The 13,526-nt window shown below is 70.1% G+C and carries 14 protein-coding genes and 2 pseudogenes; 14 read left to right on the top strand and 2 right to left on the bottom strand.

The features are described 5' to 3' along the window. Nucleotides 1-26: 26 nt before the first annotated feature. From QCN29_RS37240 to QCN29_RS32145, 14 genes and pseudogenes are all read left to right on the top strand, one after another. Nucleotides 27-824 (top strand): annotated as a pseudogene (locus QCN29_RS37240) (glycosyltransferase); the annotation flags it as partial. 208 nt (nt 825-1,032) lie between these two features. Further along, the gene (locus QCN29_RS32205; RefSeq protein ID WP_279932586.1) at nt 1,033-1,380 is read left to right on the top strand and encodes a hypothetical protein; all 348 of its coding nucleotides are present in this window, start codon (nt 1,033-1,035) and stop codon (nt 1,378-1,380) included. After that, nucleotides 1,373-3,727 (top strand): pyridoxal phosphate-dependent decarboxylase family protein, encoded by a 2,355-nt coding sequence (locus QCN29_RS32200; RefSeq protein WP_279932585.1) that lies wholly within the window; start codon nt 1,373-1,375, stop codon nt 3,725-3,727. The genes QCN29_RS32205 and QCN29_RS32200 overlap by 8 nt, the downstream gene beginning before the upstream one ends. Continuing rightward, nucleotides 3,724-4,602: a phosphotransferase family protein gene (locus QCN29_RS32195; RefSeq protein ID WP_279932584.1), complete on the top strand. Its 879-nt coding sequence runs from the start codon at nt 3,724-3,726 to the stop codon at nt 4,600-4,602. The genes QCN29_RS32200 and QCN29_RS32195 overlap by 4 nt, the downstream gene beginning before the upstream one ends. Next, on the top strand, nt 4,599-5,111 hold the full coding sequence (locus QCN29_RS32190) for an NUDIX hydrolase (protein WP_279932583.1): 513 nt from the start codon (nt 4,599-4,601) through the stop codon (nt 5,109-5,111). The genes QCN29_RS32195 and QCN29_RS32190 overlap by 4 nt, the downstream gene beginning before the upstream one ends. A 41-nt stretch (nt 5,112-5,152) precedes the next feature. Further along, the gene (locus QCN29_RS32185) at nt 5,153-6,007 is read left to right on the top strand and encodes a monodechloroaminopyrrolnitrin synthase PrnB family protein (protein WP_279932581.1); all 855 of its coding nucleotides are present in this window, start codon (nt 5,153-5,155) and stop codon (nt 6,005-6,007) included. A gap of 162 nt (nt 6,008-6,169) precedes the next feature. Then, nucleotides 6,170-7,276: a GHMP family kinase ATP-binding protein gene (locus QCN29_RS32180; RefSeq protein ID WP_279932580.1), complete on the top strand. Its 1,107-nt coding sequence runs from the start codon at nt 6,170-6,172 to the stop codon at nt 7,274-7,276. After that, nucleotides 7,273-7,917: a class I SAM-dependent methyltransferase gene (locus QCN29_RS32175; RefSeq protein WP_279932579.1), complete on the top strand. Its 645-nt coding sequence runs from the start codon at nt 7,273-7,275 to the stop codon at nt 7,915-7,917. The genes QCN29_RS32180 and QCN29_RS32175 overlap by 4 nt, the downstream gene beginning before the upstream one ends. Before the next feature lie 22 nt (nt 7,918-7,939). Beyond that, nucleotides 7,940-8,548 carry a hypothetical protein gene (locus tag QCN29_RS32170; protein WP_279932577.1) on the top strand — a complete coding sequence of 203 codons (609 nt, stop codon included), beginning with the start codon at nt 7,940-7,942 and terminating at the stop codon, nt 8,546-8,548. A gap of 309 nt (nt 8,549-8,857) precedes the next feature. After that, on the top strand, nt 8,858-8,980 hold the full coding sequence (locus QCN29_RS32165; RefSeq protein ID WP_279932576.1) for a hypothetical protein: 123 nt from the start codon (nt 8,858-8,860) through the stop codon (nt 8,978-8,980). Then, nucleotides 8,967-10,187, top strand: coding sequence for a hypothetical protein (locus QCN29_RS32160; protein WP_279932575.1), 1,221 nt, complete (start codon nt 8,967-8,969; stop codon nt 10,185-10,187). Before QCN29_RS32165 ends, QCN29_RS32160 begins: the two co-directional genes overlap by 14 nt. Next, entirely contained in the window at nt 10,184-10,942 is a 759-nt protein-coding gene (locus tag QCN29_RS32155) for a phosphotransferase (protein ID WP_279932574.1), read from the top strand. The genes QCN29_RS32160 and QCN29_RS32155 overlap by 4 nt, the downstream gene beginning before the upstream one ends. A gap of 18 nt (nt 10,943-10,960) precedes the next feature. Next, on the top strand, nt 10,961-11,677 hold the full coding sequence (locus QCN29_RS32150) for an HAD family hydrolase (RefSeq protein WP_279932573.1): 717 nt from the start codon (nt 10,961-10,963) through the stop codon (nt 11,675-11,677). A gap of 143 nt (nt 11,678-11,820) precedes the next feature. Then, nucleotides 11,821-12,351 carry a P-loop NTPase family protein gene (locus QCN29_RS32145; RefSeq protein WP_279932623.1) on the top strand — a complete coding sequence of 177 codons (531 nt, stop codon included), beginning with the start codon at nt 11,821-11,823 and terminating at the stop codon, nt 12,349-12,351. Between the two features lie 40 nt (nt 12,352-12,391). On the opposite strand, the gene QCN29_RS32140 is transcribed toward QCN29_RS32145, so the two are convergent. Together QCN29_RS32140 and QCN29_RS32135 are read right to left on the bottom strand one after the other, a co-directional pair. Further along, nucleotides 12,392-12,808, bottom strand: coding sequence for an NUDIX hydrolase (locus QCN29_RS32140; RefSeq protein WP_279932572.1), 417 nt, complete (start codon nt 12,806-12,808; stop codon nt 12,392-12,394). A gap of 400 nt (nt 12,809-13,208) precedes the next feature. Beyond that, nucleotides 13,209-13,415 (bottom strand): annotated as a pseudogene (locus QCN29_RS32135) (IS3 family transposase); the annotation flags it as partial. Nucleotides 13,416-13,526 lie beyond the last annotated feature (111 nt).

Raw genomic sequence — 13,526 nt, 5'->3', positions numbered from 1 at the left:
CCGCCTACACCGCCAGGGCCCTGTACATGACGGCCTCCCTGGCCCTGTCCTACCGGTCCCTGCGCGACCAGGCCGACTGTGCCGAGGAGGACCTTCCCGAGGAGACGCCGGGCCTGACGGTGATCATTCCGGCGCTGCGGGAGCAGGAAGTGATGCCCCGCTCGCTGGAGCACTTCGCCGCGCTCGCCGCCCGGTGGCCGACGTTGCGCGTCCTGGTCGTCACCGCGGCACGCGAGGCCACTGAGACGCCCAGCGGCCGGCTCACCACCGACGACGTGTGCCGGAACCTGGCTGACCAGCACAACACCAGGCTCGGCAGGGAGGTCTTCTCCGTCGTGTCCTACCCGGGGCAGGGCCGCCGGGCCTCCCAGCTCAACTACGCCGTGGCGGCGTTGGACAAGCTGTCCCCGCACGCCGGGGACTACGTTGCGGTGTTCGACGCCGACGCGGTCCCCGATGCCCGGCTTGCCTCCCAGTTCGCCCGCGCCGCGAAGGGGCAGCCCGCGATGATCCAGCAGCCGATGCTGCCCGCCTTCCCCGGCAGTAGCAGCGGGCGACGCTCGGCGGTGATGTCCGGACAGGATCTTGCCGCGTTCCGCCGCACCCTGGGCATCGAGTACCGCCGTATCCGAGTGGCCCGCTGGTGTGCTCCCGGCAGGCGCCCTGGGCTGCTGGCCGCGCTCGCGCGCCCGATGGTCTACGGGGTGGGCTCCGGGCTCATCGTGCGCCGCGACAAGATCGAGGACATCGGGTTCTTCCAGGAACCGCACGATGACCTCGCGGTCGGTCACCGCCTGAGCATGGCCGGCGAGCCGATCGCGGTGCTGCCCTCGGTCAACATCGTCGAGCCGTACCAGAGCGTGGGGGCGATGGCGCGGGCGTTCAGCAGCGTGGCCTTCGCGAACGCCGCGACCCGCCACGACTACCGCTTCGCCAAAGCGCACCCCACCCGTCTCTCGGCTGCCGGGCAGCGGCTCCTGGCGGCCCGTGCCCTGGCCGATGGTGCGGCCTGGGCGCTGGGACCGGCGGTGATTGGGCGCCGCCGCCGTCCACCTGGCGGTGAGGCGGCGGTACGGGCCGCTGGTGGCCGCCGCTCTGGCAGCGGGCCTGATCGAGCCGGTGGTGGCCTACCGGCTGCGCGGACGCGTCCTCGACGACTTCCGAGCGGCCAGCCCCGCCGGCGGGACCTGGCGGCAGCCGCCCCCCGCTGCGGCCATCGCCACCTACATGCTGCAGCCCGCGGTGAGCGCGCTGGGTCCGTGGCTGCTGGGCGTGCGCGCGAGTGCCGCCCAACTGACCGGCCGGGAAATGAGGTTCACCAAGACCGAGCACCTGGGCGAGATCGCCCCCGAAACCCGAGGAGGCACCGTTCATGGGTGATCTGGACATCGGCTGGTCCGTGCCCACCGCGTTCCCCGAAACCGGCTGGAATCGCGCATCGATCGACGAGCACCTCGAACAGGCCCGGCGCGAGATACCGGCGTGGGACGACCCCGAGCAGACCCGGCTCGGCTTCGCGATGGCCGCCCCGCATCCGGAGGCGGTACGTGTCCTGGGCGACTGGTCTGCGCTCAACACCAACAACGTCGGCACCCACACCCGCTTCGGGGAGGGCAAGGCGGGCACCAGGCGGCTGGAGAAGGAAGCCCTGGCATCCCTCGCCGGCCTCTATCGCGGCGGCGCCCTCGACGGACACCTCACCGGCGGCGCCAGCGAAGCAACCCTCGCCGCCCTGCGGATCGCCCGCAACCTGCTGCGCGCCGACGGCCACCAAGTCCGCGTGATCACCTCCGACCTGTGCCACGCCTCGGTCGGCAAGGCCGCCGAGATCCTCGACCTCGACCTGGTACGCCTGCCTGCCGGGCCCACCTGGACCCTGACCCGCGAGCAGGTCCGCCACGCCGCCCAGGAGGCGATCACGGCCGGGATCACCGGCATCATCGTGGTGGCCACCGCCGGCTACTACAACAGCGGCTTCGCCGACCCCGTCGACGAGATCGCCGCCGACCTGCGCGACCTCGCCTTCCAGCACCCCGGACAGGCAGGATGCTTCCTGCACGTCGATGCCGCCCACGGCGGATTCGTCTTCCCCTTCACCGCCCCCGACCTGCCCTTCGACTTCCGCAGCCCCGGCGTGCACTCCATGGCCGTCGATCCCCACAAGGCCGGTCTCATGCCGTACGCGTGCGGGGCCCTGCTCGTGCGCAAGGGACTACTCGAACACGTCACCCGCATCGACCCGCACACCCGGATCCCCGACGAGACCGTGCTGGGCTCCCGCCCCGGCGCCACCGCAGCAGCCCTGTGGGCCACGCTGCACACGCTGGGCCGTACCGGCTACACCGCCCTGACCACCCGCTGCCTCGAACACCGCGACCAGCTCACCGCCGCCGTACGGGCCGCCGACCCAGACGCCCTGCTGATGCCCGCCCCGCACGCGCCCGTTCTCTCCGCCGCCTTCAGCCACCCCGGCGGACGGCTGCCGACGGAATTGTGCGACCGCTACCGCCTCGTCCCCCTCAGCCTCCCGGACCCGCACGGCGGCGGGACCCGCCTCTTCTACCACTTCTACGCCTCCGCCTCCCTGACCGATGCCCAGATCACCGCGCTCGCCGGGCACCTGGCCGATGCCACCGCCCAAGCCCGCGCGACGGCTTCCGACGACCGCGGCAGCGCGCGGAGCATCACCTCCGAGGTGGTCGCGGACACCCGCACCCACACCGACTGCTTCCGTCACTTCGTCGTCCACCCCGAAGGACGTCGTGACCCGCAGGTGCCGGGCTACTCCTTCCACACCTTCGCCCACCGGCGCGCCCCCGGCGAGCAGATGCAGGACATCCGCTGGGGCGAGGCGCGGGCCGGCGGCGACCTGTGGATCTACGCTCCCGACCTGAAGAATCCCTTCGCCAATGAGCTGATGGGGGTGCGCACCGAGGGCTATTTCCTCGAAGTCCTCGACCTCCACCAGCAGCAGTTGTCCCTGGTCGGCGCGATCCACGCCACGATGCTGCTGCCGGGCTCCCTACGTGTCCTGCTGAACTTCGAGGCGGACGGCACCTTCCGCTCCGCCGAGTACAAGGCCCTGGGCGAGACCGGAGCCGACGAGCTGCAGATCTTCCCCGACGCCATCACCGCCAAGATCGGCAAGGACGCGGCGGGATTCCTCCGCCCCCACAGCGACGACTACTCCTTCTCCATCGACACCTCGGCCGAGATCAGGGTGCGCCGCACCGACGGCGCCGCCGCCCCCGTCGTCCAGATGGCCCGTCACAACGCCGATGTGCTGCTGCCGCGCCGCCGGCACCTTCGGCGCGAGCAGTTCCGGCGCTTCCCGAACCGGTTCTTCGACACCGAGCTGGAAATCGAGGCCGGCCGGACCTGGACCGGCACCGCCTACCTGGCGGAACTTCTCGCCCCCACCAGCATCGGCACCGTACTGGCGGCACGCTCCGCGACCGCGGGACTGTGCACCGTGGACGGCAGGGTCAGCGACAGCGGCCTGCACCTGGCGCTCACCGCGCTGTCCGAACCCAGGACCGACGCCATCGAACTCGCCGCGCCCTGGGGCCTCGGCCGCCGACTGCACGGCGCACTGCCCCGCCTGGACGTTCGCGACCCGGACCAGCTCGGCGTCGAGCAGGTCATCGACTTCGCCGAGAACGTCCACGAGGTGTTCATGCGCGACGGACTGCCCGCCAGCCTCGTCATCGCGGGAGCCCTCCGATGACCACAGCCACGCTCGACCGCACGGCCCTCCGCCGTCTCCTGCCCGGCGCCAAAACCCTCAGCGCCCGGCCCTTGCCCCAGGGCCGCTTCAACACCTGCTGGCACCTTGCCGACTCCGACCGCGCCTATCTCCTCAAGCTCAACGACCGTGAGGGCGAAGCCCATCTGCGTCAGATGGCCGCGGCCATGAGCGCCGCGAGGGCGGGCGGCGTCGCGGTCCCGCAGGTCCTGCGCGTGGGCGCCGACCCTGACCTTGGCCCCTTCCTGCTCCAGGAATGGCTGGATGGCCGCACCTTCGCCGAAGCCCGCCAGGACAACGCCATCACGGCGGACCTGTGGCCGCGGCTCGGACGCCAGATCGCCCTGCTGCACTCCATCCAGCCACCACGTCCTCTCATGGCGACACCGGCTTCCCGTGCCCGCCAGCTCGCCGACCTCCTGGACGGCCTGCGCTGGCACCAGCTGATTCCCACCGCGCTCGCCGAGGCAGCCCGCCAGCGCGGTCTGCGTCTGGCCGAAACACTCGGCGACCACGAGTGCGTGAATACCCATCAGGACATCCACCCGGATAACATCCTCATCCGTCCCGGCGGCAAGATCGCCCTGCTCGACTTCGACCACGCCACCACAGCGGAATACGCCAGCGACTTCGTCAAACCCGACCGCTGGTGCCTGCCATCCGCCCACGACCGGCAACAGATGCTGGACGCCTACTGGCACCAACGCGGGCAAGTGGCCGACCCGTTGCTCGAGCAGCGCCTCGCCTTCCACCGCCTGGTCATCACCCTGTCGTACTTCCTGTACTGGCACGGCCGTGACCCCACCCAGCTCCCCGGGTGCACCGCGGCCCTGCGAACCGAACTGGAGCGAACATGACCGCCAACGACACCGCCACCACTGCCGTTCCGGCTCCCGCAGCGGTCACCGGGCCCGGTGTCCAGGTCGTCGCCGCACTGCTGCGCCGCGACGACCACATCGTCCTCGTGCAGGAACAGCGCGACGGCAAGGAGATGTGGTCCGTCCCCGGCGGCGGCGTCGAGCGCGGCGAACTCCTTACCGAGGCCCTGGTCCGCGAGGTCAAGGAAGAGACCGGCCTGAACCTGAGGGCGGTGGGCCCGCTGGCCTACCTGGTCAACACCACGACCGAGAAGTACCCCTCCACCGTGGTGTTGACCTTCGACTGCACCGAGTGGGACGGCGAGATCGCGGTGCACGACCCGGACGGCAAAGTGACCGGCGCGGTCCTGCTGCCGCTGACCGAGGCCAAGGCCGTCCTGGCGTCCTCTACCGCGACCCGACCCGAGATCGAACCCCTGCTGGACTACCTCGACAGCCTCAGCGCCGGCCGCGTGTGGTCCTACCGGGACGACCTGCCCATCGAATGACCGCGCCCGGGGATCTGGCCCCGGGAGCTGGGAGAGGACTTATGACGCTCACCCACGACCTCGACTCGATCACGGCCACGCTCGACCCGCTCGGCGCCGACGCGGTGATGAGGGCCTTGCCCCAGGCCAACATCGCGGCCGACACCAGGTGGCTGCACACCCGAGCCGAGATCCTCTCCCGGCACGCCGCCTCGATCCGTGACGTCGCCCCCGCCCGGGCGGCGTTACGGGACCTGGGCATGATCACCGCCTCCCTCGCCCGCCACACCGGCTGCCAGATCCCGCCGCCCGCCGTTGAAGCGGCCATGCTCCACCTGGGCGCCACAGCCGACGAGGTCCCCCGGGAGACCGTGTACTCCTACGCGACCCGCAACCCCCGTGGTCCCCGAAGGCGCTCCTTCACCGACACCCCGGGCGAGCACGTCTTCATCGACGAGGTCACCGACGCCAGCCACGCCCTCGACGACGCGATCCGGCACTGCGCGGGCATACCCGAGGCGGCCAACCAGGAAGCGGCCGACGAGCTCGCCGCGACCGTCCACGAGCGGCTGCGAGCCTTCGCCGCACATCTGCTGACGGTCAAACGCACGCTGACACCGGAGTACTTCACCGGTCTCCTGCGTCCGTACTACCCGCCCCTGGACATCGACGGGACCACCTACTACGCGCCGGGCGGCGCCCAGATGCCCCTGCTCGTCCTCGACGTGATGATCCTCAGCCAGGCCGCCACCGGAAACCTCGCCGCCTGGTACGAGCAGTACCTCACCGACAACGTCCTCTACCTGCCGCCGCACCACCGTGCCATGGTCGACGCAGCTCGCCGGACTCCGGGTCTTGCCCGCCTCGCCCGCCACCACCCGCACCTGCGGGGGGGCCGTCGCCCTGCTCATCGATGACCTGCTGCGCTTTCGGCTGCCTCACCGCCAACTCGCACGGGACAACATGGCCGTCCGGACCGAAGGGGCCCTCGGCAGCGGCGGCTATACCACCAGCGCCCTCGACCGCCTGCTCGACGTCACCGAAAGCGCTCGCGCCCTTCTCAGCCCCGGGAGCCCCGTATGAGCACCTCCATCGACAGCGACTTTCCGCCCTTCCCGCTCGGCGCCCCACGCTCCCCGCTCGCACTCGACCCCAGGCCCAACCACCCGCCACAGCCGGTTGCGGATCACGTACGCCTGGACTACCCCAGCCGCATCAACGCCATGGCCCTGGACTCCAGCAAGATCGTTCCCAGTCAGGGCGCCTACCTCGCGGGCGAACTCCTCTTCGCCTGCGACCTCATGCGCCGCGTCGATGTCGAGATCGTCGGCGACGGACCCGCCGTCCAGACCACCCCCGACTGCGACCACCCGGTCCTGGCCCGGCACGCCGCGCTGCTGATGCGCACGGCACTCGGCGCCCGAGAGCGGCTGCGGGTACGGGTGAGCGCCCCGGACCTGCCGGCGCACCTCGGACTCGGCTCGAGCAGCGGGCAGATCGCCGCCGTGGCCGCGGCCGTCAACGAGCTCTACGGTCATCCCGTCCCTGCCCGCCGACTCGTAAAGTTCCTGGCACTCAACCACGGTGAGGAGATCGACCACGACGACGCTCACCTTCTGCCGGTCCAGTGTCTGGGCGGATCCGCAACGGCCGGGCTCATACCCGGCGCGGTCCAGGTGATCGCCGGCGCGCACGTGCCGCTGCTGCAGGCCGTCCTGCCCGAGGACATGCGCATCGTGCTCGGCATGCCCCACAACCCGGTGATCTGGGACGCCCGCGACAGCCTCGCCGCCGAGGCACGCCACTTCGACGCCTTCACCGCCACCGGCCGCACGTACGGCCCGGAGATCGCCTACCGGCTCCTGCACGATGCCTGGCCCGCCCTGCTCGACGGGGACCTCGGTCCGCTCGGCAGCCTGCTGTTCGACTATCGCTTCCGGATGGGGAGCCTCGCCAACTGCGCCTTCTCCCATTCCGAGTTGATGGCCACCGGCGAGAAGGTCGAGCACATCTTCACCGAGCACCTCGCCGAGGTCCTCACCCTGTCCTCCGTCGGTCCCACCTTCGCCGCCCTCACCCGCACGCCCGAACGGTGCGAGCAGGCGTTCGCCGACGCGGGGCTGCGGACCGTGCGCTGCCGGCCGTGGAACAGCGGCTACACCCTCCACGGCCAGGAGGAACAGTGACCGAGACTGGATCGGCACCCACCGGCACCTACTGGAACGACCGCGCCACGGTCGCCGCTTTCGCCGAGCTGCCCACGCCGCCCTACCTCGCGGATCTGCTCACCGCCCCGGTGCCCGACGCCGCCCTCGCGCTCGACGCGGGCTGCGGTGCCGGTCGGAACGTGCCCGCCCTGGCCGCCGCGGGCTACCGGGTCCTCGCGGTCGACCTGCACCCCGGCATGCTGGAAGCGGCCCGCCGCCACGCCGGACCCCGGACCGCCTTCGCCGAAGCCGACGTCACCCGCCTCCCTCTGGGCGACCGGCGGGCGTCCCTCGTCGTGTGCCACGGCGTCCTGCACAACCTCCACCACCGTGACGCTCTCGCCACGGCGCTGCGCGAACTGCACCGGGTCCTTCTCCCCGGCGGAACGCTGTCGCTGAACCTCTTCACCGCCCATCACCTCGACCCGTGCCTCACTCCCCACGGCGACGACCGGTACGCGTTGCCGAACGGCCAGTACATGACGCTCCTTTCCCCCGAGGACCTGCTCTGCTTCATCCATGCCGCAGGACTCGTCCCGAGCGGGGAAGCCGTGCAGTACCTCAGCCCGGGAGACCCGGGGCAGCGCTCGGTATGGCGCGCGATCCTCACCCGGCCGTAGCCCATCCGAAGGGGGACCACTCGTGCTTCTCGTCGCGGCCACCACCGACTCGCCGACCGACCCCGGCGTTGCTTTCGCCCATCTCAGCGTCCCCGTGTCCGGCCCCGCTCTCGTGCTTGACGGGCCGACCCTGCGCCGTCAGCGGTGGCACGGGCCAGGCGGCGGCCGGCCGAAGGAGGCCGCCCCCGGGGTGGTCCGCGTCCCCTTATGGGCCTGCCATGCCGACGAATCCACCGGTGAGGCCGTCTTCTTCGTCACCGTGGGATGGCGTCCGGACGCCGTCGTCCTGGCAGCCTTCCACCGCACCACCGTGGCCGCCGACGCGTCCGGAGATCTCACGGCGTGGGCCTGCCGGATTGCCGATGAGCGTGCTGCGGTGAACTTCCCGCTGCCCCGCCCCGGGCAGCGCTCCGGACAGGGTCCGGAGGCCGAGGAGAAGATCACCCTCACCGTCCCGGCCAATCCCGCCGCGGTTGCCCGTCTGCTGCGCGATCACCTGCCCGCTTCCGGTGTGCCGGTCAGCGGCCCCACCATCCACCGGCGCATCCTGCGCTCGGACATCTATCTGCCGCCCGGTACCGGACGGCGCGAATACGCCGCCCTCACACCCCGTTCCGACGGAACCTGGTAGGCCAAGGCCAAAGTCCTCAAGAACGGCCGGCTCCACAAAACCATCCGCCCCGCCGCCACCCGTGACGAGGCCCTGGCCCAGGTCGCGGAAGTCCTCGGCCACCCACGCCTCATTCATGCCGGCCTGCTCCGGCGCGCCACTTGGGACCTGCCCTCGCCCGCCGACACGGACGGCTACTGGTCCACCGTCACCGTCGACACCACCACCCTCGCTCCGCACCCCGGAACCCTGCAGCAGGTCGAGATCGAGTACGGGGCCTGCTTCACCGCCGCCCCCGTCACCGCGACCGCCTCCCAGATACGGCAGTCCGTGGCCCAGACCGCCGACACCGTCGCCGCCGTCCTGACGGCTCACCACATCCCGCACGCCCGCAGCGGCCAGAGCAAGATTGAACACTTCCTCGCAGCCGGAGATGCCGATGCCCGCCGCTGATCAGGTCGTACCCATGCTCGACGCCTTCCTCGCCGGCAACACCCATGCGGCCTCCCTCGATATGTGGTGCACCGAGAAGATCACCGTCGAGCTCAGCGGTTTCACGATCTCGGTGCTCGCATCTACCAGCACCGCAACGACCTACGTACAGCGCCTGTTCACGCCGCCCAGCAACCTGTGGAACGTCGTACGCCCCGACGCCGCAGCCACCGGCGTCACCGCGACGATGCGCTGTCTCGCCCTGCACCGTGCTCACGTCTCGGCCCTTGCCGAGCGTGTCCGTTCACGGGGCACTGGAGCACCACGCCCTGCACTGATGCACGTCGGTGCCCCGGCAACATGGCACCAGATGCCCGGCGGCCCGGTACTCCTGACCGATCCCGATGCCGGGATCGCGCCGCAGCTCATCGTCCGCCACCCCGGCAGCTTCACCGTCATCACCTGCGACGACACCGACGCCACGATGAACGCCGCCCGGCATCTGCGGGAGATCGGCTACCGGCGGGCCGAGGACGACGGCTGGGTGTGCCTGCACGCCTCGGCCGCCACCATGGACGGCCGCGGCATCCTGGTCGTCGGCGACTCCGGCGCCGGCAAGTCCACGCTCGCGCTCGCGCTGGCCGCGACTGCGAAGGGCTCCTTCCTTTCCAACGACCGGACCATGATTGCCGCTTGCTCAGGTGCGGCTCCGCAGGCTGTCGCCATGCCCGGCCCGATCCGGCTCAACGGCGGCACCCTGCAAGCACTCGGATACGCGAGCGCCGAGCAGTGGGACCTCACGCGCCCCCAGCCCACGATGAACTCCGACTGGCAGAACTTCCGCGGCTCCAACAAACTGCACATCCTCCCCTCCGAATGGCATGAGCGCACCGGCACTCCATTGGCCACGACCTCAACCGTGGATCTCGTCGTCTTTCCGGAGGTCATCCAGGGCTCCCAGGAGCTACATCTGCAGGCCATGCGCCCAGAGTCGGCCCGGGAGCTGCTGGGTGCTCAGTGCATGTCGCCGGGCGACAACATCTACGTCAGCGACTGGCTCGGCATCCGGACGAGCAGCCCCGACGACCTTGCGCGCAACGGAGCCCGTGTTGTCGACGCCCTCGCCGGTCGGCCGGCTGTCAGCCTGCGCTTTGGCACCCGTGCCCCGTACGCCGCCGTCGCCGAGACCGTGCGCGCGGCCTTCAGCAGCCCCGCTTCAAGCCGATGAGCGCCACGGTGATTCCCCCGAGCAACCGGCTTCTCCGCCTGCCCGGCGCCGTGGCCAAGGTCTACCGCGAACCCTGGCGCGCGCACACCGAAAGGGCAGCTCTGCACAGGCTTTCCGAGGCCGGCATACGAGCCCCGTCTGTCTTCGCCGGCGGTTCCGTCCGGGGCCGCCGACTGCTGATCCTGCGACGTCTGCACGGCACGGCGCCAGGCAGTGGCGAGGAGGCCCTGCGGCGGGTCATCCCCTACCTGCATCATGTCCACCAGATCACCGGCCCCGGCTTCGGCCGTCTCTGCGACCCGGTGGCCGCAAGCTGGGGTGACTACCTCCGCGAGCGGCTCGTCTCCTATCAGGCCGCGCTCGCCCGCCACGGATTCCACGAAGCCGCCGCCACAGCCGAGGCACTGGCGAGTGCGCCCCCGCCCGAGCCGGACGCGCCCCGCCTCCTGCACAACGATCCGGAGCCCGGGAACTTCCTGTTCGGGCCAGCTGGTACCGCGGGCCTCGACTGGGAGCTGGCGATCTACGGGCATCCGAGCCTCGACTACGCCCGGGCCGCTCATGCCTTCGCCGTCCATCCGGTCCAGCTGAGCCGACTCCTTGCCGACCACGGCATCCCGCACTCAGAGGAGACCTTGGCCGCCTACCGCTCCGTTCACCTGCTGGGACGTCTCATGTCAGCGGTCACCGCCACCCCGCCCGACCCCGTAGCTGCCCAGCGCCACGCGCGAGACCTGATCACGAAAGCCACCTGACGACGACAGCGAGGCCCCATGCAGGCACGTCACCCCTACATCGGCCCCCCGGCCGGCCATCTCTCGTCCACCTCACCGCACGAACGCGACCCGCTCGGCGCCGCTTCACCACCCGACTCCAGCTGCCAGGCACCCGGTACCTGCGACCACGGGAATCCTCCGGACCCGGACCGCTACGACGCGGTGCTCTTCGACTGGGACGGAACGCTCGTCAACAGCCATCCCCTCAACTTCCGCGGCCTCTCCCGCGCCTGCGCCAGCTGGGGTCTCACTCTCAACGAGTCGTTCTACACGTCCAGGATCGGGACCTCCGGTGCAGAGCTGATCAGCAAACTGGCCGCCGCCACGGGGACCCACGTGCCGATCGACGAGGTTGTCGCCCAGTGTCTCGACCTGATCCTCGACGAGATCGCCGAACTGCAGACCTACCAGCCGGTGGTCCAGCTTGCCGAGACCCTGCGCGGCCTCCTGCCCCTGGCCATCGCCTCGGGCGGTGCACGCCGGGCCGTCCACGCCGGCCTCGACGCCACCGGCCTACGCCCTCTGTTCACCGACGTCATCACCGGTGAAGACGCCCCTCGGGGTAAACCGGACCCCGGGCTGTTCCTCCTCACTGCGGCCCGCCTCGCCGTCGCACCCTCCCGCTGCCTGGTCTACGAAGACTCGGCCGAAGGCGTGCGAGCGGCCAAGGCCGCTGGCATGGATGTCGTGGACGTTCGTTGTTTCCGAACATGATCCAGCCGAGCCCGAAGGAGTGCACCGACGGCACTCGAACCCGCAGAACCGGCACGGGCCGCTTCGCATGCAGAAGGATCCGTGCCTGCAGTGGCGTCGCCGGCATCCGCAGACATCGCTGCTCGCGTAGCGTGACGCGGGTGATGGTGGGCACCGAAGAGACACGGCTGGTGATCGTGCGAGGCAATAGCGGCTCGGGAAAATCGAGCGTCGCGGCCGGCATGCGTGAGAGGTTCGGGCACGGACTGGCCTTGGTCAGCCAGGACAACCTTCGCTGTGTGGTTTTGTGCGAGAACGACCGGCCCGGGGCGGCGAACATCGGCCTGATCGACGTCGTCGCCCGCTACGCCCTCACCGCGGGCTATCACGCGGTGATTGAGGGCGTCCTCTACGCCGAACACTACAGCGACATACTGGCCCAACTACGCGCTGACCACCGTGGCGTGAGCCACGGCTACTACCTGGACATGCCTTTCGCGGAAACCGTGGCCCGCCACGCCACCAAGCCCGATCTCGCGCACATCAGCGAGGCGCAGCTACGTTCCTGGTACCGGGAACATGACCTGCTGCCCCGCGCTATGGAGACGGTCATTGGTGCCGACAGCACTCTGGCCGAGACCATCGACCGCATCATGCGTGATACCGGACTGGCGGACCTTACGGCTCCGGAGTAGGTGGCGTAGGAAGGTGTCAGGCCCGCATCGCGGCCATCGGTCAACGCACGATGTCTCCGAGGTAGCCGGTCGCAGGCTCAGCGGAAGCGAGCGCAGCAATGGGGTTCCGCAGTGACCGCGGCAGCAGGTTGATCTCCGGGACACGCTTCAGTTCCACCCACTCCGGGATCCCCGCCGCGTAATCGATGGGGTCGTCAAGGAGGCCGACGAGGGGTGCGTCAACCGAGCACCTAAAGATCATTTCGATGCTGTGGGTACCCGACTTGATGACGAGCCCCGCCTCCTCCGGGCCTATGTACTCGCGCAGCCACAGGAATCGCCTGGCGAAGATGCCCAGGCCGGTCTGAAAGTAGACGTGGCGGCTGAGGGCGCGGCTCGTATCCTCGCCGTGGCGCTGCGCACCGCCGGGAAGGACGTAGCAGTCCTCGCCCTTGAAAGAGGTCTGCAGAAGCAGCACGTGGGAGAGTCGTGGAGGACGACGGCCTTGACGGAGCTGGGGATGGACCGGGTGGGCGGCTTGGCCACGGAACGGCGCTCCTACTCGTACGCGCTGACGGCGATTCGGGATCGGTGAGGATCATCCGGATCCAGTGTGGGGCGCGGGCTGCAGGAGCCGCAGTGACCACCATCGCCTGGCCCCGCCGGCCGGGTCGCAGTCGGCGAACCGGACTTCTTGCTCACGAAGACCTTGCGGCATCTGGCGGCCTTGAGGGTGGCCCGCTTGCCGGCAGACCCCTTGTGATCCTGATGCGTCACGAGCACAACCCATCTCCTCAAGATGGTTACGTATGTAACGCGAATTCGGTAGCGTGTGATGTCACTAACGGGACTGCTGCAGGGTTGAGTGACATCGGGGTTTATGCAGCCAGGGCTGCGGCTGGGGTCATGATTGTCTCGTACTCGACGGGGGTCAATCGGGCCAGGCGTCTCTGACGCCTGCGTCGGTGGTAGGTGCGCTCGATCCAGGTGACGATCGCGATCCGCAGCTCCTGACGGGTGGCCCAGGTACGGCGGTCCAGGACGTTCTTCTGCAGCAGCGCGAAGAAGCTCTCCATGGCCGCGTTGGCATTCACCGTCGAATGCGCTTGTTTCCCGCGATGACGATGGACGTGTGGGGTTGGTCCATCCGTTCCATCCGCGGTCCGGCGAGGCGTTCGAGTTCCTGGAGCGGATGA

This window comes from Streptomyces chengmaiensis (assembly GCF_029846775.1).
In the GTDB taxonomy this organism is placed as follows: Bacteria; Actinomycetota; Actinomycetes; order Streptomycetales; family Streptomycetaceae; genus Streptomyces; species Streptomyces chengmaiensis.
This window is presented reverse-complemented; position numbering and strand designations above follow the sequence as displayed.